The sequence below is a fragment of the Aliidiomarina maris genome, from assembly GCF_003987335.1.
Lineage (GTDB): Bacteria > Pseudomonadota > Gammaproteobacteria > Enterobacterales > Alteromonadaceae > Aliidiomarina > Aliidiomarina maris.
The window spans coordinates 151,392-175,931 of sequence record NZ_PIPK01000004.1 but is presented as its reverse complement, the minus strand read 5'-3'; the positions used below and the strand labels follow the sequence as shown (position 1 = coordinate 175,931).

At 48.4% G+C, this 24,540-nt stretch carries 19 protein-coding genes; 18 read left to right on the top strand and 1 reads right to left on the bottom strand.

The window, feature by feature from the left end; all coding sequences use genetic code 11:
• Together CWE07_RS06335 and CWE07_RS06330 are read left to right on the top strand one after the other, a co-directional pair.
• The gene (locus CWE07_RS06335; protein ID WP_111569045.1) at positions 1 to 828 is read left to right on the top strand and encodes a LytR/AlgR family response regulator transcription factor; all 828 of its coding nucleotides are present in this window, start codon (positions 1 to 3) and stop codon (positions 826 to 828) included.
• Positions 829 to 917: 89 nt separating this feature from the next.
• Positions 918 to 1,799: a DUF6279 family lipoprotein gene (locus CWE07_RS06330; RefSeq protein ID WP_111569044.1), complete on the top strand. Its 882-nt coding sequence runs from the start codon at positions 918 to 920 to the stop codon at positions 1,797 to 1,799.
• On the opposite strand, the gene pyk is transcribed toward CWE07_RS06330, so the two are convergent.
• Positions 1,796 to 3,232, bottom strand: coding sequence for a pyruvate kinase (pyk, locus tag CWE07_RS06325; protein ID WP_111569043.1), 1,437 nt, complete (start codon positions 3,230 to 3,232; stop codon positions 1,796 to 1,798). The two genes, CWE07_RS06330 and pyk, sit on opposite strands and share 4 nt — an antisense overlap.
• Before the next feature lie 133 nt (positions 3,233 to 3,365).
• On the opposite strand from pyk, the gene msrB reads away from it, so the two are divergent.
• The 16 genes from msrB (at position 3,366) to CWE07_RS06245 (ending at position 24,496) form a co-directional block, all read left to right on the top strand.
• The gene (gene msrB, locus CWE07_RS06320) at positions 3,366 to 3,746 is read left to right on the top strand and encodes a peptide-methionine (R)-S-oxide reductase MsrB (protein ID WP_220084687.1); all 381 of its coding nucleotides are present in this window, start codon (positions 3,366 to 3,368) and stop codon (positions 3,744 to 3,746) included.
• 73 nt (positions 3,747 to 3,819) lie between these two features.
• Positions 3,820 to 5,265: a glyceraldehyde-3-phosphate dehydrogenase gene (locus CWE07_RS06315; RefSeq protein WP_111569042.1), complete on the top strand. Its 1,446-nt coding sequence runs from the start codon at positions 3,820 to 3,822 to the stop codon at positions 5,263 to 5,265.
• Between the two features lie 96 nt (positions 5,266 to 5,361).
• Complete coding sequence (locus CWE07_RS06310; protein ID WP_111569041.1) at positions 5,362 to 6,489, top strand: M14 family metallopeptidase; 1,128 nt, start codon at positions 5,362 to 5,364, stop codon at positions 6,487 to 6,489.
• A gap of 94 nt (positions 6,490 to 6,583) precedes the next feature.
• Entirely contained in the window at positions 6,584 to 8,272 is a 1,689-nt protein-coding gene (locus CWE07_RS06305) for an alanine/glycine:cation symporter family protein (protein WP_476723714.1), read from the top strand.
• Between the two features lie 100 nt (positions 8,273 to 8,372).
• A complete protein-coding gene (locus CWE07_RS06300) occupies positions 8,373 to 8,705 on the top strand; it encodes a zinc ribbon domain-containing protein (protein WP_126818984.1) in 333 nt (110 codons plus the stop codon).
• 45 nt (positions 8,706 to 8,750) lie between these two features.
• A complete protein-coding gene (locus CWE07_RS06295; RefSeq protein ID WP_111569039.1) occupies positions 8,751 to 9,053 on the top strand; it encodes a YeaC family protein in 303 nt (100 codons plus the stop codon).
• A complete protein-coding gene (locus CWE07_RS06290; protein ID WP_111569038.1) occupies positions 9,046 to 9,552 on the top strand; it encodes a GAF domain-containing protein in 507 nt (168 codons plus the stop codon). Before CWE07_RS06295 ends, CWE07_RS06290 begins: the two co-directional genes overlap by 8 nt.
• A complete protein-coding gene (locus CWE07_RS06285; protein ID WP_111569037.1) occupies positions 9,542 to 9,850 on the top strand; it encodes a hypothetical protein in 309 nt (102 codons plus the stop codon). The genes CWE07_RS06290 and CWE07_RS06285 overlap by 11 nt, the downstream gene beginning before the upstream one ends.
• Before the next feature lie 13 nt (positions 9,851 to 9,863).
• Positions 9,864 to 10,550: an RNA chaperone ProQ gene (proQ, locus tag CWE07_RS06280; protein ID WP_111569036.1), complete on the top strand. Its 687-nt coding sequence runs from the start codon at positions 9,864 to 9,866 to the stop codon at positions 10,548 to 10,550.
• Between the two features lie 9 nt (positions 10,551 to 10,559).
• On the top strand, positions 10,560 to 12,596 hold the full coding sequence (gene prc / locus CWE07_RS06275; protein ID WP_111569035.1) for a carboxy terminal-processing peptidase: 2,037 nt from the start codon (positions 10,560 to 10,562) through the stop codon (positions 12,594 to 12,596).
• Positions 12,597 to 12,749: 153 nt separating this feature from the next.
• Positions 12,750 to 14,132: a sodium-dependent transporter gene (locus CWE07_RS06270; protein WP_111569034.1), complete on the top strand. Its 1,383-nt coding sequence runs from the start codon at positions 12,750 to 12,752 to the stop codon at positions 14,130 to 14,132.
• Between the two features lie 17 nt (positions 14,133 to 14,149).
• Positions 14,150 to 15,619 (top strand): Na+/H+ antiporter NhaC, encoded by a 1,470-nt coding sequence (gene nhaC / locus CWE07_RS06265; RefSeq protein WP_111569033.1) that lies wholly within the window; start codon positions 14,150 to 14,152, stop codon positions 15,617 to 15,619.
• A gap of 1 nt (position 15,620) precedes the next feature.
• On the top strand, positions 15,621 to 18,233 hold the full coding sequence (pepN, locus tag CWE07_RS06260; protein ID WP_111569032.1) for an aminopeptidase N: 2,613 nt from the start codon (positions 15,621 to 15,623) through the stop codon (positions 18,231 to 18,233).
• 1 nt (position 18,234) lies between these two features.
• A complete protein-coding gene (locus CWE07_RS06255; protein ID WP_111569031.1) occupies positions 18,235 to 18,465 on the top strand; it encodes a DUF2835 family protein in 231 nt (76 codons plus the stop codon).
• 170 nt (positions 18,466 to 18,635) lie between these two features.
• Positions 18,636 to 23,483, top strand: coding sequence for an NAD-glutamate dehydrogenase (locus CWE07_RS06250; RefSeq protein ID WP_111569030.1), 4,848 nt, complete (start codon positions 18,636 to 18,638; stop codon positions 23,481 to 23,483).
• Positions 23,483 to 24,496, top strand: coding sequence for a quinone-dependent dihydroorotate dehydrogenase (locus CWE07_RS06245; protein ID WP_111569029.1), 1,014 nt, complete (start codon positions 23,483 to 23,485; stop codon positions 24,494 to 24,496). Before CWE07_RS06250 ends, CWE07_RS06245 begins: the two co-directional genes overlap by 1 nt.
• Positions 24,497 to 24,540 lie beyond the last annotated feature (44 nt).

Here is a 24,540-nt window from a genome sequence, read left to right as displayed (position 1 = left end):
ATGAGTGAAATAATTCGAACAATAGTAGTGGATGACGAGCCGTTAGCACGACGCGGATTATTAGTGAGACTGGCTCAGTTTGAGCATATTGAGGTGATTGCAGAATGTGCCAATGGCCGTGACGCCCTCGATGTCATTGTTGCGCAAAAGCCAGATCTGGTTTTTCTTGATATTCAAATGCCAGGCCTAAATGGCTTTGATGTACTACGCAAAGTTAGCCAAAGTGTTGAACAGATGCCTGTAGTGGTTTTTGTGACGGCGTATGATCAGTATGCGATTCGTGCGTTTGAAGTGCGTGCCCTTGATTACCTGTTAAAGCCAGTGGACGAAGACCGCTTGGCGCAGGCTTTAGAACGTATCAGCCAAGCCTTAACTGAGCAACGTGATAAACAACAGCAGTCAAAGCTTGTTGATTTAGTCGCTGAAATGACCGGCGAAGACTGCGAGGATATTTTAAAGCGGCTGGCAGAAGGGCAATCGTTGACCAGTGATCATTACCCTGAGCATATCGCGATTAAAGAAAGCGGTGAAATTACCCGTGTTGCGATTAGTGCGATTGAGTGGGTTGATGCTGCTGGGGATTACATGTGCATCCATGCGGGCAATGAAACCCATATTTTGCGCCGCACCATGAAAGAACTTGAAAAAGAATTGAACCCAAAGAACTTTCAGCGTATTCATCGTTCTGCAATCGTCAATATTAACCAAGTCGAAAAATTATGTAGCCGACAAAATGGTGAGTATCATTTGATTTTGCAAAACGGTGCTGAACTTAAAGTCAGCCGCAGTTACAAAGATAAGATTAAACAACTCATTTTAGGGCGCTAAAAGCACAGCGGCACCCATCCATTCGCTGCTTGCGCCCGTATTCAATGGGCGCCAACTGCCGCGTTGGCAATTTATTCAGGGGTGTCAGTATGTCGTTTCCACGTATAGGGCTGTGGGTTAAGTCCAGCGTTATCATTGTTCTTGTATTCGCACTAAGTAGCTGTAGCCGTAGCTTTGGATATCGATTTGCCGACACCTATGCTATGCGGCAGGTACGTGGCTACGTTTCTCTTGATCGCGAGCAACGCCGAGACTTGCGTGCTGAAATCAATGCGCTGCTGCAGTGGCATGCAGAACAAGAGATGCCGGAGTACCATGCCTTGCTTGCACAACTGCGCGATGACATCACTCACCAGCGCATCGAGACCGACGTTTATCAATCCTACCAAATCGCTGTCGACCAACGCTGGTCAGCAGTGCGACAGCAGTTGATGGCACCTGCACTCGGTTTATTACCTCGCCTGTCGGACGCTCAGGCCGATGAACTGGTTGCCAGTATTCGTGAACGAATTAGCGAACAAGAACAAGAGTCGTTAGATAAGAGCGCTGAGCAGCGCGCTCAAGATAATGCCGATAGTTTAGCCAAACAAGCTGAGCGCTGGCTCGGGCGTTTAAGTGATGAGCAACGCCAGCTGCTACAAGATTGGACCGCAGACGCGCCGTCAATGGCTTCTTATTGGTTTGAGTATCGCCGCCGATGGGCAGATGAATTCGCAGCCGCTTTAAGTTTGCGCAACAACCCAGCTGAATTCGAAGATACACTGCAAGTGTTAATTGTGAACCCTGAGCAATTACGCCCGCAGGCGTTAAACGATTTGCTTGAAGAGAGTGATGCGTTTAACCGCAATTATATGTTTGCTCTGGCCGATACATTATCAGCCCAGCAACGCGACCATTTGGTGCGCGCGCTGGGTGATATACAAACCGACTTGACGCGCATGGCGCGTACTCGTGGCGTAACGCTGGACTAAGACACCTGCATAACTTTAACGGTATTACTGGAACCAATCATGCCCATTAAATCGCCGTAGGTGACAATCACGTAGTCGCCTTTTTGTAAGTGACCACGTTGTTTCACGACATCAATGGCATCGGCAATCAAAGTGTCTAAACCACTTTCGCGGGTATCAAAGAAGACTGGATAAACGCCGCGATAAAGTGCGGCTTTTGCCAAGCTGGTCTGATGGCGAGATAACGCAAAAATCGGCAGCGCTGTAGTAATACGCGACATCAACTTCGCGGTATGCCCTGATTCGGTCAGTGCAATAATCGCTGTGACGCCTTCAAGGTGGTTGGCTGCATACATAGCAGACATCGCGGTTGATTCTGCAATCGTGTTAAATGTCTGGTCGAGGCGGTGATACGAAAAAGTGACGCTTGGATGCGTTTCAGCCCCTTTGCAAATCTCAGCCATTGCGGTCACTGTTTCTACAGGAAATTTACCCGCCGCGGTTTCCGCTGACAGCATGACCGCATCCGTACCATCTAGCACAGCATTGGCAACGTCCATGACTTCTGCGCGCGTTGGCATTGAATTGTCGATCATCGATTCCATCATTTGGGTCGCAGTAATAACAACTTTGTTTAAGCTGCGCGAGCGGTTAATGATAGTTTTTTGTTTACCGACTAATTGTGCATCACCAATTTCAACACCGAGATCGCCACGCGCGACCATCACAATGTCTGAAGCCTGAATAATGTCATCTAAAGCTGTGTCAGTGGCAACGGCTTCTGCACGTTCTATTTTTGCGCAAATGCCGCCTTGACCGCCTGCTTCGCGCAGTAAAGTGCGGGCACGGTTAATGTCATCACTGGAGCGTGGGAATGACACTGCGAGGTAATCAACACCAATCTCAGCGGCAGTTTTAATGTCACGTAAGTCTTTTTCGGTTAAGGCAGGGGCGCTTAAACCACCGCCTAAACGGTTAATACCTTTATTATTACTTAACTTACCACCAACCAACACCCGGGTGTGGACTTTGCTACCCTCAACACGGTTGACCTCAAGACGTAAGCGACCGTCGTCCAGTAACAGAATATCGCCTGAGGCGACATCTTTGGGTAGGGCATCATAGTCAATACCAACGATATCGCTATTGCCTGCTTGCTTATCATGCTCCGCATCTAGCACAAAACTATCGCCCGTACGCAGCACAACTGCTCCGTCGGTGAAGCGCGATACGCGAATTTTAGGCCCTTGCAAATCGCCTAAAATAGCAACATAACGGCCCTGTTTAGCCGCAAGTTCGCGCACTAAGTTGGCACGGTCAATGTGATCTTGCGCCACGCCATGGGAAAAATTTAAACGAACGGTGTTAGCACCCGCGGCGATTAAAGCGGATAAAACCTCTGGATTATCCGTTGCCGGACCTAAAGTTGTAACTATTTTGGTGCGTCGCAGCATGCGTTGAAGCTCCTTCAGTGGCTTGCTTGGTAGTTACTTAATGCTAACATACCTAGACGGATAACAGGTATGACAATGCTGTGAATGAGTCAGAAAGTTGTACCAAAATGTGTGGCAAATGAACGAGGTAGCTATGAGCGATGATATCTGGCGTGAGAAATTAAGTCCTGAGGCATATCGTGTGTTACGTCAAAAAGGCACTGAGCGGCCATTTTCTGGCGCACTGCTGGATGAAAATCGTGCCGGTATGTACCTGTGTGCGGGCTGCGGTGCTGAGCTGTTTTCCGCGGAAACTAAATTCGATGCCGGCTGTGGATGGCCAAGTTTTTACGCCTCGTTACCAGATACCATTGATTATAAAGAAGATACTAGTCATGGTATGCAGCGTGTTGAAATCCTCTGCAAACAGTGCGGAGGGCATTTAGGCCATGTATTTCCGGACGGGCCTGCGCCAACTGGTCAGCGCTATTGTGTAAATTCGGTGTCCATGCAATTTAAAGCGGCTAAAGACTGACAATAGCAGTAGAGCCAAAGCGTCAAATTAAGTACAATATGCAGCGATTTTTTCAACTCAAAGGGTTTTTGGAATGACTGAAGCGCATAACGACAGTACTTTGTCCAGCTGGGAAGAGCGTCAGGAATACGCTGAAATGATGCAGCCACTGATTGGCCGTCTATACCGCACCAAAGGTGTTGAGATTGTAGTGTACGGCCGCTCGCTGCTAAACGGTTCGACCATTGATATTATCAAGACTCACCGCTTAGTGCGTCAGCACGAAGGCAAGAAACTGCGTTTACGTGAAAGTTACCCTTTGCTAAAAGCGATGTCTGAAATGGAGTTGGCGCCTGCGCGTATCGACTTGGGCAAATTAGCTTTTAACTACCTGTTTAAAAACACCAACGATGACCAAAGCGTCGAAGAGTTCTTGCAGGCTGAACTTACCGATATCGTTGGTAAGCCAGATGACATCGAGCCACAAGACGTGGTGTTGTATGGTTTTGGTCGCATCGGTCGCTTACTTGCGCGCCTGATGATTGAGAAAAACGGAAAGAATAATAAACTGCGTTTACGTGCAATTGTAGTGCGCGGTGGCCGTGAGGGTGACCTTGAGAAACGCGCTAGCTTGTTACGTCGCGACTCAGTACATGGTCCGTTTAATGGTTCAATCACCGTGGACCATGAAGCACAGGCTATCAAAGCCAACGGTACCAAGATTCAAGTCATTTATTCTGATGGTCCAGACCAGGTGGATTACACCCAGTACGGTATTAAAGACGCCATCGTGGTAGATAACACAGGTATTTGGAAAGACGAAGATGGACTTGGTTTGCACCTTAAATCGAAAGGTGTGAAGAAAGTTCTATTGACCGCACCGGCCAAGGGCGACATTAAGAATATTGTGCACGGTGTCAACGACGCCGATATTCAGCCTGACGACCTCATCCTGTCGGCGGCAAGCTGCACAACCAATGCGATTACGCCGGTATTGAAAGCCGTACACGATAAGTACGAAATTCAAAGTGGTCATGTGGAAACTGTCCACGCTTACACCAATGACCAAAACCTAATTGATAACTATCACAAAGCCGACCGCCGTGGCCGCTCAGCGCCGTTAAACATGGTGTTAACCGAAACCGGTGCTGCTAAAGCTGTGGCGAAAGCCTTCCCTCAGTTGAAAGGTAAATTAACCGGCAATGCGATACGTGTACCTACGCCAAACGTGTCGATGGCAATCATGAACTTGAACATGGCACAGCCTTCGAGCAAAGAAGACATGAATAACTACTTGCGTGAAGTTGCGTTATTCTCGAATTTGCAAAACCAAGTCGACTACACAGCTTCAACTGAAATTGTGTCGTCTGACTTAGTCGGCAGCCGCTATGCCGGTATCGTTGATTCACAAGCTACTATTGTTGATGGCAACCGTGCGGTTCTGTACGTGTGGTATGACAATGAGTTTGGTTATAGCTGCCAGGTATTGCGTGTCGTTCAAGACATGGCAGGGCAAAAGCTAATCAGCTTGCCACAGTAAATACTGGTCTATGCAAAGCGCCCTGAATAGGGCGCTTTGTTGTTTTAGAGATTGCAATTCATAACATCGAATTGATGACAACAAAAAGGTATTCATATGTTTATTAGTAGTCATTTTGACAGCGGTAATATTGAAGTAGTGCGTGCTGAACAAGCTGATGATATCCGTTTGCGCATTCGTAAAGACAATCAATCAGATTTCTTCCAGTGGTTTCATTTTAAGTTGTTTTCGCAAGCTGATGTGACGCATCGCCTGATTATTGAAGGTGCGAATACAGCGGCCTACCCAGACGGCTGGAAAGGCTACCAAGCCATGGCAAGCTATGATCGTGAACATTGGTTTCGTGTCGATACCAGCTACGATGGCGAGAACCTTACGATTGAACATACCCTTGAGCAAGAAACTATCTACTTCGCGTATTTCGTACCGTACAGCTATGAGCGCCATTTAGATTTATTGCAAGCTGCGCAGCAATCAAGCTGGGTTGAGCAGGAAGTGTTAGGCCAGACCTTGGATGGTCGTGATATCACGGTATTGCGTGTGGGTGAGCCTGCTGAAGGCAAGAAAGTCATCTGGTTAACCGCGCGTCAGCACCCAGGCGAGAGTATGGCTGAATGGTTTATTGAAGGCGCTTTGCATCGTCTGCTCGATGACGATGACGGTGTTGCGCGCTTACTTCTCAATAAAGCCGTGTTCTATGTCGTGCCGAACATGAACCCAGACGGTAGCGTGCGCGGGCATTTACGTACCAATGCCGCAGGTGTGAACTTAAATCGTGAGTGGCAAACACCCAGCGTAGAGCAAAGCCCTGAAGTCTACTACGTGCGTGCCAAGATGCAGCAAACTGGCGTTGATATGTATTTAGATATACATGGCGACGAAGCGATTCCATACAACTTCGTAGCAGGCTGTGAAGGTAACCCTTCGTATTCAAAGCGGATTGAAACACTGGAAAATGCGTTTAAAACTGCTTTATTACAAGCCACACCTGAATTTCAAACCGAGTTTGGTTATGAATTAGACGCACCGGGCGAAGCAAATTTAACCGTGGCGTCTGCAAATGTAGGTGAGACCTTCGACTGCCTGGCGTTCACTGTTGAAATGCCGTTCAAAGATAACGATGGAATCGCACACCCTGAAACTGGTTGGTCAGACGTTCGCAGCCAGCAATTTGGCTACGATACGTTAGCTGCAATTCTCGCGGTGGTAGACAACTTGCGCTAGCATGTCAGCGCACTGCGCGGTATGCTCAACAACAAGTGCATTGAAATGCACAATTTAATAACAATTTATAATCATAAAAATCCAGGGGGCTACCTTGAACATCATCAATAACATGCTGGACTGGCTGGACAGTATACTGGGCGGAGCGTTTTACTTTCCGTTCTTGTTACTCGGCGTTGGTCTGTTTTTCACCATTTACCTGAAGTTTCCACAAATCCGATTTTTCGCCCATGGCTGGCGTGTTGTCACCGGGAAATTCGACCGCAGTCGTGACCCTGGTGATACCACCCACTTCCAAGCGCTGACGACAGCTCTGTCGGGTACTGTGGGTACAGGTAATATCGGTGGTGTTGCATTAGCATTGTTCTTAGGTGGCCCTGCAGCTTTATTCTGGATGTGGGCAACCGCGTTTTTCGGGATGACGACGAAGTTTGTCGAAGTCACGCTGTCACACAAATACCGGGTTAAAACCGAAGACGGCACCATGGCCGGTGGTCCGATGTACTATATGTCGCGCGGACTAAACATGAAGTGGTTGGCGGTTATTTTCGCACTTGCTACCGTTTTAAGTTCGTTTGGTACCGGTAACATGCCGCAAAGTAACAATATCGCGCAGGCGATGGAAGCGACATTCGGTATCCCTGGTATTTGGGTGGGTGGCATTTTAGCGATTTTGCTTGCCTTAGTTATTTTGGGCGGTATTCGTCGTATCGCGGCTGTAACGTCTAAGATTGTCCCACTGATGTCTGTGTTGTATGTATTAGGCGCGTTTGCGGTTATTTTCTACAACATTGAAAATATTATCCCTTCATTTGTCGCTATCTTTGCTGATGCATTTACTGGCACCGCAGCAGTGGGCGGTTTCGTCGGCGCAAGCTTTGCTTATGCATTTAACATGGGTGTTGCCCGTGGCTTATATTCGAACGAAGCAGGTCAAGGTTCGGCGGCAATTGCTCACGCATCGGCACGTACTAAAGAGCCAGCGGAAGAGGGCATGGTGTCGATTCTTGAACCATTTATCGACACCATTATTATCTGTACACTGACGGGTTTGGTTATTTTGGCGTCAGGCGTATGGTATGAGAAACATGAAAACCGTTTTGAGCGCGCTGATATGCGTATCATTTCTGGTATTTACGATGACCAAATTGACGCTGATCGCGCCGCATTGTCGCGCTACTTGAACAACCAGCGCAATGACATCGAAATATTTAGCGGTGAAATTACGGTGGTAAATGGTGCACCGGAGCCGGGCGATTACACTATCTTAAACGCACGTTCAGTAGCTGAAAATGTGCGCATTATGATTGGTGGCGATACCCCATATTCAGGCACGCTGGCGGTGCAAAATGGTCGCTTCACCCGCGACAACATTCAAGTATTTGGCGACTCATTGATTCACTCAGCGGCGCTAACTACGGTTGCGTTTACGCGCGGGTTCTTCGGTGACTTCGGCCAGTATATTGTTGCCGTTGGTTTGTTGATGTTCGCATTCTCAACCGCAATTGCATGGTCTTACTACGGTGACCGCGCGATGATGTACCTGGCAGGACCGCGTTCGGTGATGCCGTATCGGGTGTTGTACGTGGCTGGTTTCTTCGTGGCTGCCATTGCGGATACCACTTTGATTTGGAAGATTGCGGCTGTGGCTATCGTACTGATGACCTTACCAAACCTGCTTGGTATTATGTTGATGCGTAAAGAAATGAAAGAAACGGTCAACACTTACTGGGCGGAGAATCAGCACAAATTGCCAGATAGTAAAACGGACGATAAAAGCTAAGCAAACGTAAAGAAGCTTAAAATGTGCCACACTCTACCTTGAAAAAGCCTAGTGTGGCACAATATCGTTTTACTTAAGTGTGTGATGTATAGGTAAGTGAATGGCCATAGTAAGTTGTCCTAAATGCAACAAGAAAATGTCCGATAAAGCTGCGGTGTGTGCTCATTGCGGGTTTGTCGTAGATAGTCTTGATGCTGAGTCCTTAGAACGTAAAAGACGGCGCCGTAAAGCGGATCATATTCACAAACTTACCACGCATAGCATGCTCGCCATGTTAGTATTTGTGGCGGGTATTGCAGGCATATTTTTTTATCGTGATGAAGCGAGTGTGGACCCAAGCTGGCAATCTCAGGTGGCACTGGTTGTCACTGTGTTAGGTTTCGTTTGGTATATTATTAATCGTATGCGCATGATTGCCGCACGCCGCAAGTAGGCCGATTTACGCTAACATGTCATTCATTAGGTAGCAAAAGTAGTGATGCAAGCTGAACAACTCGTGCAGAATATGGATGAAGCTTTATATCTTCGTCTCAAGGATGCCGTTGAAACTGGGCGTTGGCCAGATGGTCAACCGTTAAGTGCGGAACAAAAAGAGCATAGTTTCACCCTGGTGATGCTCTATCAAGCTCGTAAGCTTGACCAAGACCAGCCATTCTCAATTGCCAAAGACGGTCAGTTTATTGTGAAAAGTAAAGCTGAACTGCGTCAGCAAAAATCCGCTTTGCGCGAGTCTCGCCGTGAGCAACAAATTCCAACCAAGGATATTTCATCTGATGAATAGTGATGATTTTGCGCGTGCAGCTGGTACGCCTACCGACTACGCGCTAATGAGCCAACAAGCCGAAGCCATCACCGCTGGCGAACCCAATTTGTATGCGAACTTGGCCAACCTATCAGCGCTGTTAAATGAGCATTTAGACCATATTAACTGGGTCGGATTTTATTTAACGACTGGCAACGACAATAACGAACTAGTGTTAGGTCCGTTCCAAGGCAAAGTTGCCTGCGTCCGAATTCCATTTGGCCGTGGTGTCTGTGGCACCGCCGCAAGCAGCCAACAAACGCAGTTAGTTGCCGATGTTCATGCATTCCCAGGCCACATTGCCTGCGACTCTGCAAGCAATAGTGAAATTGTGATTCCAATTGTAGTGAATGACCAAGTCGTCGCTGTGCTTGATATTGATAGCCCACAGCACAATCGTTTCAGCGAGCAAGACCAACAAGGGCTTGAGCGCCTTCTTCCGATGTTGCAGCAGCTGGGTTGGTCGTATGGAAAGTAATTTTCAAATTCACCCATATTTAGTCTCAGTCGCAGATATGGAAGAATTTGAGGACGAGGCTGAGTTGGCGGCAGATCAGCTCAACCTGATGCTTCACAATGCAGCAGAGCAAGCCTCAGCGCAGGATTGGTCTGAAGATCACATTGTGGAATTAATCGAAGAACTCTGTTTTATCTGGTTTCGGGAGCCATCATTAACTGAACTGGATAGTGACGAAATAGAAGATTATGTGTCGAGTGTCGTGCGGCGGATGGAGCAGCAGCGCGATGACGAGAACGACAACTTAAACGACGAGTAACAAGGTTTAGTCAATGGAAAACCAGCAAAATATCGAAAAATTGTCCACCAGCAAAGCGGTTATCGCTTACTTAGCTGAACAATTCCCAGCATGTTTCAGCGTTGAAGGTGAAGCGAAACCCTTGAAAATCGGCATTTTCGACGATTTGGCAAGCCGGTTAGCAGACGACCCTCAGGTCAGCAAAACACGCCTTCGCGGTGCTTTACGTCAGTACACTAATTCATGGCGCTACTTACGCTGTGTGACGCTCGGCGCACACCGCGTTGATCTAGACGGTGCTGAAGCCGGTATCGTAGAAGAGGACCATGCTCAGCACGCTGCAGAAACTTTGGCAGAATCGAAAGCCAAAGCCAATGAAAAGCGTAAGCTGCAAGCGAAAGATAAGCCTAAGCAGCAAGACAAAGCTGAGCGCCCACGCCGCTCAAACGCTAAAGCGAATGCCTCGGCAAAACGCAACCAAGCGCAACGTGTCGGCAAATCGACTGCGACGAAGGCACCAAAAGCTGAGGCCAAACCTGAGCTTAAGTTGGAACAATTAAGCAATTCAGGCGTCGAAGTAGGGCAGTCAGTTCATGTGAAGCTTGGTCAATCACCCGTTGCAGGTACTGTAACCGCGGTTGAGAAAGCTGACATTCAGGTGCAACTTGTATCAGGAATTACTGTGAAAGTGAAAGCCGAGAACTTATATACCGAAGCCTAGGAGTTATGCATGAGAAAGCCGTTATTAACTAGTTTGATTCTCAGTGCGCTATTCGTTGCCCCGATAAGTTCGGCGATTAGTCCAAATTATAGTCTGGAAGACCTGCCTAAGTTGGCTGCTGAGTCTCAACATGTAACGGCCAGTAAGCGTATCGCGTCTTATTTTACCCGCTACCATTATTCGCGGGTAGAATTGGACGAGGCGATGAGCGAGCAAATTTTTGACCGCTATTTCCAGCAACTCGACTACAACCGCATGTTTATGCTGCAGTCGGATGTCGACGAGTTTACCCAGTACAATCAACAGTTTCATACCTTTTTACTCGAAGGTAAGCTTGACGTAGCTTACGCCATCTATCAGCGCAGTCTTGAGCGTCGCTATCAGCGTTACGCCCATGCCTTAGCCTTGTTAGACGACGCAGAGTTTGATTTCGAGGTTGAAGGCGAACGCTTTTATTATGATCGCAGTGAAGAAGACTGGGCGACCTCGGAACAAGAGCTGGACGCCATGTGGGAACAGCGTATTAAGCATGACGCGCTGAATCTAGCATTAGCAGGTCGCGAGCAAGATGAGATTATCGAAAACCTTGAGCGCCGGTATCAAAGTGCGATTCAACGTTTGACCCAGTCGCAAAGTGAAGACGCGTTTGCCACCGTGATGAACGCGTTTGCTCGCAGTGTCGAAGCACATACCAGCTACTTGTCACCGCGTAATGCAGAGCGTTTTCAGCAAAACATGAACCTTCAACTCGAAGGCATTGGTGCGGTTTTGCAAGCGGAATATGACTATACCGTGATTCGCTCGCTTGTGCCGGGTGGGCCTGCTGATCAAAGTGGTCGCTTAGCGCCTGACGATCGCATTATTGCCGTTGCCCAGGGCGATAAAGAGTTTGTCGATGTGATAGGTTGGCGTCTTGACGACGTGGTCGACCTAATTACCGGCCCGAAGGGTAGTACCGTGCGCTTGCAAGTGTTGAAGGAAAGCCAAGGCTCAGGTGGCACGCCGGAAACCGTTGAGATTGTGCGCGATAAAGTTCGTCTTGAAGATCGTGAAGCTCGCGCAGAAGTCAAAGTACCGGATGAAGGTGCGTACGCAGGGCATCGAGTCGGTGTGATTGAGATCCCTGGTTTTTACAATAATCTGACTGCGGATGTGTTAAAGCTCGTTAATGAGTTAAAAGAAGACAACATTGAAGCATTGATCATTGATTTACGCGGCAATGGTGGCGGCTCATTAAGTGAATCTATCTATTTAACAGGTTTATTTATTGAAGAAGGTCCGGTCGTTCAAGTTCGTGACAGCAGCGGCCGTGTTGAAGTCAATCGCGACAGTGATGGGCGTGTATTTTATGAGGGTCCATTAACTGTGTTGGTTGATCGTTTCAGCGCTTCCGCCTCAGAGATTTTTGCAGCTGCGATTCAGGACTACAACCGCGGTATCGTGCTGGGCGAACAAACCTTTGGTAAAGGTACTGTGCAGCAGCACCGTGGTTTACAACGTCGCTTTGATTTCTACTCCAACCCATTGGGTAGCATCCAGTATACGATTGCGAAATTCTATCGTATCGACGGTGGTAGTACCCAGCACCGGGGTGTAGTACCGGACATTCTGTTCCCGTCAGCATTGGAGCCAGACGAATTTGGTGAAGCGCGCGCTGAAAATGCGTTACCTTGGGATCAAATCGATGCTGTGGAATATGAACGTTTTGAATGGCTTGGTGAAGATTTGCTGTCAACCTTGACAGAGCGCCACACTGTACGAATTGCTGATGACCCAGAGTTCGCATATGTGTATCAGGATATTGAGCGTTTCCGTGAGCGTCGTGACCGCAACTATGTGTCATTGGTGCAAAGTGAGCGTGAAGCTGAGTCTGACGCAGATACCGAACGTCGCTTACGTCGTATCAATGAGCGCTTGGCACGGGCGGGTAAGGAGCCGGTCGAAGCTGCGGAAGATGCCGATGAACGCTATCGTGAACCAGACCCGTACTTAGACGAAGCGTTGCGAATCACGTTGGATTTTGTCGCTGCACGTCAACAAGACTAGCGAAATACAGTAGTTCAATCATCAGGCCGACATATATTATGTCGGCCTTTTTTATAGGCTTTCGGCGTGAAATATGCTTTTATACTCTCTTTATTAAATACAGAGCGTCGCTGAACGTCCACGCCTCGAAATTAATCATAATAAGATATCACTATGACCTCACATACTGCGATTAGCAGCCGCTGGAGTACCCGTTTATCATTCATGCTAGCCGCGACAGGTGCCGCTGTTGGCCTCGGTAACATATGGAAATTTCCGTATATTATGGGCGAGAACGGTGGCGCAGCTTTCATTGTTATTTATCTGCTGTGTATCGTCGCCCTCGGCATTCCTATCTTTATCGCTGAGTTGCTGATTGGACGTCGCGGGCGTCACTCACCTGGCTATGCAGCGCGTCAACTTGCGGTTGAATCAAAACGTCACCCTGCATGGCAGCTAACGGGTTGGGTCACGATGTTTACCGGCTTCATGATCTTAACCTTTTACGTGGTGATTGCTGGCTGGGCCATGTCTTACGTATTTAAAAGTGCGCAAGGGATGTTTATTGATGCCAATCAGGCTGCGATTACCCAGTTGTATCGTGGCATGGCATCGTCATGGACCGAAATGATCATTTTTACCGCCTTTATTGTGTTAGCCACGGCTATAGTAGTGGGGAATGGGTTCAAGCAGGGGCTTGAGCGCACCGTTCGTTTTGCGATGCCCGTGATGCTACTTTTGCTAGTGGGCTTAGCGTTCTATTCGTCGGCAGTTGGCGATTTTGCACAAGCGGCGGACTTTATGTTTCGTCCTGATTTTAGCGAAGTGACCGCCACTACGGTACTAGTTGCCTTAGGCCATGCGTTCTTCACCCTCAGCTTAGCGTCCGGGGTCATGATGATGTACGGTGCATACCTTCCCGCCAGTACGTCCATTTTAAGTACCTCTGTATGGATAGCGATTGCTGATACCCTAGTGGCATTAATTGCTGGCTTGGTGATATTCCCGCTTGTGTTTGCTTATGGTTTAACCCCAGCAGAGGGACCTGGCCTGATTTTTCAAACTTTACCGTTAGCCTTTGCTAGCATGCCTTTAGGCGTGTTTATTGGTACTGTTTTTTTCATCATGCTATTGTTGGCGGCCTTCACGTCGGCGATTTCAATGGTGGAATCAATCGCTACCTTCGTGGTTGAACGCTTTGATATCAGCCGCTGGGCAGCAGCGCTTAGCACATGCGCAGTATTGTTTAGCTTAAGCTTGCTAACGGTGTTCTCGTTTGCGCAAGCGCCTTGGGCACAATTAGACGTTTATTTATTTGGTAAGCAATTGGATAATTGGTTTGATGTCATTGAGCACATCACATCCAACGTGTTGTTACCACTTGGGGGACTTGCCATCGCCCTGTTTGCGGGCTGGGCAGTGAAGACCCAGTTCATGCAGGCTGAACTTAACACCAGCGCACGAGCATTCAAAGTGTGGCAGTTTTTAGTGCGCTTTGTGGCCCCCGTCGCCATCACTCTGGTGTTTTTACAGTTAACCGGAATGCTTAGATTATAATTTAGGAATATTGCAACATGTCTAACACCACGAAAAGACCGTCATATTTACAGGCGGCGACACCCTTACTGGCATTGATTGTCATGCTGGCCAGTTCAGTCTACATTTTTGGCGCTGATTCGTCGTACGGCCCTAACCAAATCGCGCTGCTGATTGCCGCCGGTATTGCCACTATTATTGCCTTTGTGAATGGCTATCGTTGGGAAGAAGTCGAGGAGGGCATTACCAAAGGTATATCTGTAGCCCTTGGCGCAATTCTCATTATTTTGATGGTAGGTTCCTTAATTGGTACCTGGCTACTGTCCGGTATCGTGCCTACGCTAATTTATTTCGGTTTAGAGATTCTCAGCCCAACCTGGTTCTACGCTGCGAGTTGTTTAATTTGTGCCATTGTCGCGATTTCCATTGGCAGCTCTTGGACAACCGCAGCCACTATTGGTGTGGCATTGATTGGTGTGGCGACAGGGATGGAGCTTTCCCTTGCCATTACCGCCGGGGCCGTGGTATCTGGCGCTTATTTTGGTGACAAGATGTCGCCACTATCTGACACCACCAACTTAGCACCGGCAGTTTCCGGTACTGAGCTGTTTTCCCACATTCGTTACATGACGCTAACCGCCGTACCAGCCTTTGTCATTGCCCTGATTCTGTTCACGATTATTGGTTTTAGTAGCAGTAGTGCGGCGAACTTAGATAGCTTGCAGGTGATGCAGGACGAGCTGCAATCTATTTTCAATATTAATGTCTTCATGTTGATACCTTTGGCTGTGCTTTTCACCATGGCGGTGATGAAAAAGCCAGCATTACCGACGATTTTTGTCGGTGCGCTGTTAGGTGGCGCTTGGGCTTTAATTTTTCAGCCGGATGTCGTCGCGACGCTGGTACCTGAGCGTGCTGCGGGTAACTGGTTTGGACCAATCGCAGCGGTTTGGGTGGCACTCTTTGATGGCACCGTCGTTGCGACCGAAAACGCGGATCTTGAATCCTTACTTAGTGGCGGTGGTATGGTGTCGATGTTGAACACCGTATGGCTCATTGTGTCAGCGATGACATTTGGTGCAGTCATGGAGTGCACCGGACTGTTAAAGCAGCTATTGCGTGGGATGCTGAAGGTTATTCATTCAACCGGTCAGTTGATTACCGCAACCTTATTTACCTGTTTTGGCGTTAACGTGCTAACCGCCGACCAATATATGGCGATTGTTTTACCAGGCCGGATGTTTCGCGAAGAATACGCAAATAGAGACTTAGACCCTCGCGTGTTGTCGCGTACGTTAGAAGACAGCGGCACCATAACGTCCGCACTTATTCCTTGGAACACCTGTGGTGCCTACATGTTTGCGGTACTTGGCGTATTCCCGCTGACTTATGCACCGTTTGCATTCTTCCTGTATCTCACGCCACTCATTGCAATGATATACGCATTCACAAACTTTAAGATATTGCGATTAAGTGACAACCAAGACCGTAACGAGGCTTATTCATAATATGGCATTACCGCAAGCAAAGTACCGTAAAGACTATCAGCCGCCGGCATTTACCATCAGTCATGTCAGCCTTGATGTTGACTTAGATGACCATGCGACTCGGGTGGAAAGCGAGCTGCGCATCCAGCGCCAAGGGCAGCACAATCCGCCTTTGGAGCTTGACGGTGAGGGTCTCACGTTACTTAGCATTGCTTTAGATGGCCGCACTTTAGCAAGCGATGAATATCAGCTTGAAGGCGGTACATTGCGTATAGCAGATGTGCCTGAGCAATTTACATTGCAGATTGTCACCCAGATAGACCCAGCCAATAACAGTGCGCTGGAAGGGTTATATAAATCTGGTGGTGCGTATTGCACCCAGTGCGAAGCCGAGGGCTTCCGGCGCATCACTTACTATTTAGATCGCCCGGACGTGCTGGCGGTATTTACTACGACCGTGCGTGCACCGAAGCAAGGGTTCCCGCATTTGTTGTCGAACGGCAACCCGCAGCAGCGTGGTGATCTTGACGGCAACCGTCACTTTGTCACTTGGCACGATCCGCACCCGAAGCCGGCGTATTTGTTTGCACTCGTTGCAGGCGACTTTGACGTACTTGAAGATTCCTTTCAAACCAGTGAAGGGCGCGACGTTGCCCTGCAATTATTTGTTGATAAAGGCAACCTATCGCGCGCTGAATTTGCCATGCAAGCGCTGAAAGACTCAATGCGATGGGACGAAACACGATTTGGCTTGAGTTACGATTTAGATATTTACATGATCGTCGCCGTCGACTTTTTTAATATGGGTGCGATGGAGAACAAAGGGCTCAACATATTTAATGCCAAGTATGTATTGGCGGATGCCCGCACCGCGACGGACCAAGACTTCTTAGCGGTTGAATCTGTGATCGGTCACGAATATTTTCATAACTGGACGGGCAATCGGATTACGTGTCGAGACTGGTTCCAACTAAGCCTGAAAGAGGGGCTTACCGTATTTCGTGATCAGGAATTTAGTGGCGACATGTCGATGCGAGCAGTGCATCGAATTAATGATGTGCGGATTATGCGCACTCACCAGTTTGCCGAAGACGCAAGCCCGATGGCACACCCCATTCGCCCGGACAAAGTTATTGAAATGAATAACTTCTATACGGTGACTGTGTATAACAAAGGCGCCGAGGTGATTCGGATGCTGCATACACTACTCGGCGAGGAAGGTTTCCAACGTGGAATGCGCTTGTATGTTGAGCGTCATGACGGCCAAGCTGTCACTTGCGAAGACTTCGTTGCCGCGATGGAAGCGGCGAATGATACCGATTTAAGTCAGTTCCGCCGCTGGTATGAACAAGCAGGGACACCACGTGTGACGGTTAGTGACAGTTATGATGTTGAACGTCAGGAATATCGTTTACATTGTCAGCAACACACGCCTAAAACGCCGGGGCAGGCAGTGAAGAAGCCGTTTGTTATCCCCATGCGCAGCTTCTTTTATGATGCCCAAGGTGAGGTGATGACACTGCACAGTGATAGTTTGCAAAATGATGTACTGCAAATCACTCAGAACGAGCAAGAATTCGTGTTTTCTGGGGTCAGCGAGCGGCCAATTCCAGCACTTTTTGTAGGATTTTCCGCGCCGGTACGCATTGACTACCCATATACCGAAACTCAGCGCCTGCATTTATTGGCCCATAGTAGCGATGCGTTTATTGCTTGGGACAGCGCGCAACAGCTGTATGTAAAGGTAATTCAAGAAGCCATTAGTCAGCAGCGACCTGTCCAAATAAGTGATGCGTTTATTAGTGCACTGACCACACAGTTGCAAGATCATGAGACTGACCCAGCGCTACGCGCGCTGTTACTGCAATTACCAAGTGCTGAAGCAGTCGCTGGTGAGTATGAGCAAGTGGATATCGATGCCGTCGCGCAGGCGTGCGAGCAACTTAAACAGTTGCTCGCGTCACGCTTAGCACAGGTGTTAACTTTGTTATGGCAGGCAAATAAGTCGAATGGCGCGTATCAGTTTAATGCGCAGCATATTGCCCAACGCATGCTGGCCAATACGTGTTTAAATTACTTGGCATTGACCCCTAACGCCGAGTTAGATGCAGACTTAATGGCGCACTTTGGCGCTGATAATTTAACCGACCAACTTGCCGCGCTGCAGGCAGCTGTGCACTGCCAGCACCCGCTGGCTGACACCTTGATTGAACAGTTTAGCCAACAGTGGCAAGCACAGCCTTTAGTCATGGATAAATGGTTGGCAGTGCAGGCCAGTGCGCCAAGCGCGGACACACTTGATCGCGTGCAGGCACTGACTCAGCATCCAGCGTTCAATTACGCCAATCCAAATCGGGTGTATTCGTTGATAGCCACGTTCACACATAACTTAGCCGCCTTACACCGTAGTGATGGCGCAGGCTATCGCTGGCTGGCGGATGTGATTCAACAACTGAATCAAAGTAATCCGCAGGTAGCTTCACGCCTGTTGTCGTCGCTGCTGCAATGGAAGCGCCTGGATATTGACCGCCAAGTGTTGGTGAAAGCGCAGCTCGAGCGGTTACGTCAGACCCCGAAACTAGCCGCTGACTTGTTTGAAAAAGTGGAAAGTAGTTTGGCGGTCGAGAACGACTAACATGCGTCAACACAAATTCGCGTTGATTTTCAGTCCTGCCGAGCTTGAGCGGCATTATTATCGCGAAGGATTAAGCAATATTATGGTCACCACAGAGCAGGGCCTTCGAATTCAGTTGGCTCTGCGTCATTTCACTCCATTTATTTCCGACTGGGGTATTCGCGGTTATTTCCTGTTAACACTTGATGAACATAACCGCTTTATTTCTATGCAAAAAATTGCCGATATTTAAGCTTGCGTAAAAAGCTGTATAAGACTCGTCGCACCAGCTAATAAAGCATTGCAATTATGGGCATAACGTCCCAGAATACTTAAATATTGTACCTCCGTGACAAGTTAATTGGGTATGTGGAAATTTGTCACGGCTTTCACTCTCTGCTAGCTCACAAGGAAATTAGCATCATGGCGTTGGTCGACGGTCAACCTCCGGTACTCCTTGAAAAAGTCTCTGAAATTATTCGCAATAAAATGCCAGCTGAAACGGCAGACATCGTTGATATGTTTGCCAAACGGCTCTACCGCACTATCTCACCTGATGATTTAAAAAACCGTGATGAAAGTAATATGTACGGGGCTGTTGTCGGACTGTGGCATAGTTTTGCGAAGTATGTGTCCAATTCAAAAGCAACGATTAAGGTGTATAACCCTGAAGTCAGTAAGCATGGCTGGGAATCACCACACACCATCGTTGAAATAATCCAGACGGATATGCCGTTTATGGTGGATTCAGTGCGTATGGCCCTGAATCGTCATCACATCACCTCGCATTTATTACTGCACACGCCGCTAGCGCATAAGCGTGACAAGTCTGGGCGTGTGACTGAAATTCTGCCAGCAGGTAAAAGTGCCAAGAATACTCAAGTCGATACCGTGTTTTTGATTGAAATCGATCGCCAGAATAGCGAAAAGGAACTTACCAGCCTGAAACAAGAGCTTGTTTCGGTCATGGAAGAAGTGACTTTGGCAGTGTCCGATTGGCAACCTATGCGCACCAAACTTGAGCAGATTGCTGATGACTTAGAGTCACGCAATTACCCGGGTAGCAAAGCCGCGCTGGACGAGTCAAAACGCTTCTTAACCTGGTTAGCGCAAGATAACTTCACCTTGATGGGGTATCGCAGCTACCATGTTGAGCCAGTTAAAGGCGATTACCAACTGGTTCAAGAGAAGGGTACTAGCTTAGGTTTAATGAAAAATACTGAGGGCAAAGCGGCTCTTAAGTTTTCACATATGTCTGAAGATGCCCGCCGTATCGCCCTTGGTGCTGACGATTTACTGTTATTGACGAAAACCAATTCGCGTTCACGCGTGCACCGTCCTGCGCACTGCGACTATATTGGTATTAAGCGCTTTGACCAAGACGGCAATGTGATCGGTGAAGACCGTTTTGTTGGGCTTTACTCTGCGAGCTTCTACAACGACAGCGCGATGGATATTCCGTTGGTGAAGGACAAAATTCAGCGGGTATTGAAGAACTCCAAGTTCGCACCGGGTTCCCATGCTGCGAAAGCGTTGTTGAATATCATGCAAACATATCCGCGTGATGAGATTTTGCAAACCAGCGATAAAGACTTACTCAATATCGGCATGGGTGTACTGCAAATACAAGAGCGCGACATGACCCGTGCGTTCTTGCGTCGCGATATTTTTGGTCGTTTTATTACCGTTATGGTGTACGTCACGCGCGAGCGTTACAACACGCAATTGCGGGTCAAAACACAGTCTATCCTTGCCAAAACCTTAGGCAGTGACGAAGAAGTCGATTTTACCACTTTCTTTTCAGAATCTGCTTTGGCGCGTACCCAATACACGGTACGAGTGAAAGACAGCGAACAAGAAATTAACGTACAAGCATTAGAGGACAACTTAGTGGAAGCAGCTCGCTCCTGGGAAGATAACTTAGAGCGCGTTTTGATTAGCGCGCATGGTGAATCAAAAGCTCGTGAACTAACTCGCCGTTACGCCCAAGGCTTCCCACGCTCATATAAGGAAGAGGTGCTGCCTTCAGTCGCACTGGCGGACATTGCTCAGCTAGAACGTTTAGACGACGAACACAAACTGGGCATGCTGTTTTATCGCGCCCAAGAGGTTCAAGACGACTCCAACCACGTTAAACTTAAGCTCTTCCATAAAGACGAGCCGATCCATTTGTCTGACGTGTTACCGATGTTGGAAAACTTTGGCCTGCGCATTATTAACGAAAGCCCATATCAGATTAAGACCAACGACGGTCATGTGTTCTGGGTACTCGACTTCTTTATGCTGCATACCGCTGGCAAGCTTGATCTAGAGAAAAGTCGCGACAACTTCCAGGACGCATTCGCTAAAGTTTGGGACAGCCACTATGAAGACGACGGCTTTAACCGTCTCATTCTTGGCGCTGGCATGACCGGACGTGATGTCACTATTTTGCGTATGTTCGCCAAATACATGCGTCAAATCGGCGTGACGTTTAGCCAAGCATATATTGAAAGTACGTTCGCGCGTTACCCGGACATCGGTAAGTTACTGGTTAAAATGTTCTGCACTAAATTTGATCCGAAGATCAAATTCACTCAGAAGAAGCTGGATAACGTGGTCACTAAGATCCAAGCTGGTTTAGAAGATGTCAGCAGCTTAGATGACGACCGGATTATTTCACGTTACATGGATTTGATTGGTGCCGCACTGCGAACCAACTTCTTCCAAGTCAATGCTTTAGGTTTGGAGAAAGAATACATCTCAGTCAAGTTCATGCCTGAGAATATTCCAGATATGCCATTACCACTGCCGAAGTACGAAATTTTCGTCTATTCTCCACGCGTTGAAGGTGTTCACTTGCGCGGTGGCAAAGTGGCACGTGGTGGCTTGCGCTGGTCAGATCGCCGTGAAGATTTCCGTACCGAAGTGTTAGGGCTAGTTAAAGCGCAGCAAGTGAAGAACACTGTGATTGTGCCTGTCGGAGCCAAAGGCGGTTTCGTGTGTAAACAGTTACCGGAAGAACGTGAAGCATTCTTCGAAGAAGGTAAGAGCTGCTACCGTACTTTCATTCGCGCGCTGTTAGATATTACCGATAACATCATTGAGGGTGAAATTGTCCACCCAGAGAATGTGGTGCGTCACGACGACGACGACCCCTATTTGGTTGTTGCGGCAGACAAAGGCACAGCAACCTTCTCAGACATCGCCAACGGTATTGCGGCTGAATATAAGCACTGGCTGGGTGATGCATTCGCATCAGGTGGTTCAGTGGGCTATGACCACAAGAAAATGGGTATCACCGCACGTGGTGGTTGGGAATCAGTCAAGCGTCATTTCCGCGAAATGGGTGTTGACTGCCAGACCACTGACTTTACCTGCGTCGGTATCGGCGATATGGGTGGTGACGTATTTGGTAACGGCATGCTGTTGTCAAAGCACACCAAGCTGGTGGGTGCATTTAACCACATGCATATCTTTATTGACCCAGATCCAGATGCCGCTAAGTCATGGAAAGAGCGCGAGCGTTTATTCAACTTGCCACGTTCAAGTTGGGAAGATTACGATGCGAGCTTAATTAGCCAAGGCGGCGGTGTTTTCAAACGCTCCGCGAAGTCGATTGAACTTAGCCCAGAAATGAAGAAGCTGCTGGGTACACAGAAGAAATCTATGGCGCCGAACGACTTAATTAAGGCGCTATTGACCGCTGAAGTCGACCTGGTTTGGAACGGCGGTATCGGAACCTATGTAAAAGGTGCTAAAGAAACCGACACTGAAGTTGGTGACCGTGCGAATGACGCATTACGAGTCAATGGCCGTGACTTGCGCTGTAAGATCATTGGCGAGGGCGGTAACTTAGGTTTCACTCAGTTAGGCCGTATTGAGTACGCCAACAATAGTGGCCGCGTCAACACTGACTTTATTGATAACGTCGGTGGGGTAGATTGCTCGGACAACGAAGTTAACATTAAGATTTTGCTTAACGGGTTGATGAACCAAGGCAAGTTAACACGCGAACAACGTGATAAGTTGTTGTACCAAATGACCGATGAAGTGGCTGAGCTGGTTTTACACGACTGTAAGCGTCAAACCCAGTCAATTTCAATCACGGCATTACGTGGCCCAGATCAAATCAAGGAAATGCAGCGCTTTATTCACCAACTCGAGCGTGATGGCTTGTTGGACCGTGCCCTAGAGTTCTTGCCAGATGACGACGAGTTGGCTGAGCGTGTTGCATCAGGCAAGGGTTTAACACGCCCAGAGCTGGCTGTGCTGACTGCTTACGGCAAGATGGTGCTGAAAGAAGAGCTGTTGACTGACGAGATCACCGAAGACGAATTCCACGGCAAAGAGCTGTACAAGTCGTTCCCGCAGGTGTTACGTGATAAGTTCTCAGCGGATATGAAAGAGCATCCATTACGTGGCCAAATTATCGCAACCAAGCTAGCCAACAATATCGTTAACGATATGGGGCCAAACTTTGTCAGCCGTAAGATGGAAGCGACTGGTGCGACTGTCGCAGAAGTTGCTAACGCCTATGTGGTTGCGCGCGAAGTATTTGGTTGTGAGCGCATTTGGGCTCAAATCGAAGCACTGAATAACAAGGTACCAGCGAAAGTACAGAACGATGTATTGTTCCAAGTACGCCGTATGGTGCGCCGCGCGACGCGTTGGGTCCTGCGTCACCGTCGTCCGGAATTAAGCTCGATTCAGGCGCATATTGATTTTTACATGCCTGCGTTTGATGACTTACGCGCTAATGCATTGAGCTACATGAATGCGAAAGAAGCGGAAAATATTCAAAAGAATATTGATAAGCTAATCGAACAAGGTCTGCCGAAAGAACTAGCTCGCGAAGTTGGTACCTTAAGCACAGCATTCTCGGCACTTGATATTGCTGATGTGGCTGCTGAGCACAAAGGTCACGATGTCGCGCTGGTTGCGCAAATTTATTTCCGTCTGGGCGCGGGTATCGAGTTGCATTGGTTCTTAGACCAGGTCAACAGCCAGCCTGTTGCCAACCATTGGCAAGCACTGGCACGTGCGGCTTTCCGTGAAGAATTGGATTGGCAGCAACGTGCGTTGACGCAGACTGTGATTAAAATCAACGAAGACGGCAAAGATGCAGATGAATTATTGGCGCAATGGATGGAAGCCAATAGCCATGCTATCGACCGCTGGAAAGGCATCTTGGCAGACTTCCGTACGACGAAGAGCCATGAGTTTGCGAAGTTCTCAGTCGCGTTGCGTGAATTGATGCTGCTAAGTCACATTAGCGGTGCGCAAAAGTAATGGATTGGTATCCATGGGTTCGGCGTCAGCTGTTTAAGCTTGACGCCGAAGCGTCTCACGATTGGGCGCTGAAATGGTTAGCACGCATCGGGCACAGCCCGTTGCGTGCTTTTTTACATCAATCTGTCGCGGCTAAGCCAGTACAATGCATGGGATTGGAGTTTCCAAACCCTGTCGGATTAGCGGCTGGCTTAGATAAGAATGCAACCTGCATTGACGCATTTGCGCAAATGGGTTTTGGTTTTATTGAAGTCGGTACAGTGACGCCGAAAGCGCAGCCCGGCAACCCCAAGCCGCGAATGTTCCGTTTACCAGAACATCGGGCCATTATTAACCGCATGGGTTTTAATAATGACGGTGTAGATGGTTTAGTGGCGCGGGTTAAAGCCGCTAAATACCGAGGCATTCTCGGTATTAATTTAGGTAAGAACAAAGACACCCCTGAAACGGATGCGGTAAATGATTACCTCATCGGCATGGACAAAGTGTACGAAGTTGCCAGCTATATTACGATAAACATTTCATCACCAAACACACCTGGGCTGCGCAACTTACAGCATGGTGAGCATCTGGATGCATTGCTAAATGCGCTGAAACAGCGTCAGCAAGAATTGGCTGCGCGCTATGGTCGCTATGTACCTATCGCCGTCAAGATTGCACCAGACCTAAGTGCGCAAGAGGTGAACGACCTCGCAACGGCTTTTAATCGCCATGCCATAGATGGCGTCATCGCAACTAACACAACGTTGAGCCGTGATGCTGTCAACGGCCATGCCTGCGCTGATGAAGCAGGGGGGTTGAGTGGGGCGCCGGTAGCGCCTTTGAGTGTGAAAACCGTAGCAGCCCTGCGTCACGTATTAGCGCCTGAAATACCTATTATTGGTGTTGGCGGCATTGATAACGCAGCGCAAGCCCGTGCATTAGTTGAAGCAGGGGCGTCGTTAGTGCAAATTTACACAGGTTTTATATACCAAGGCCCGAAATTGGTGCGTGAAGTTGTTGACGCCTTGTAAGCTTTTGACCTAGGCTAAGGTATACTTTTTCATCAATATTAAGC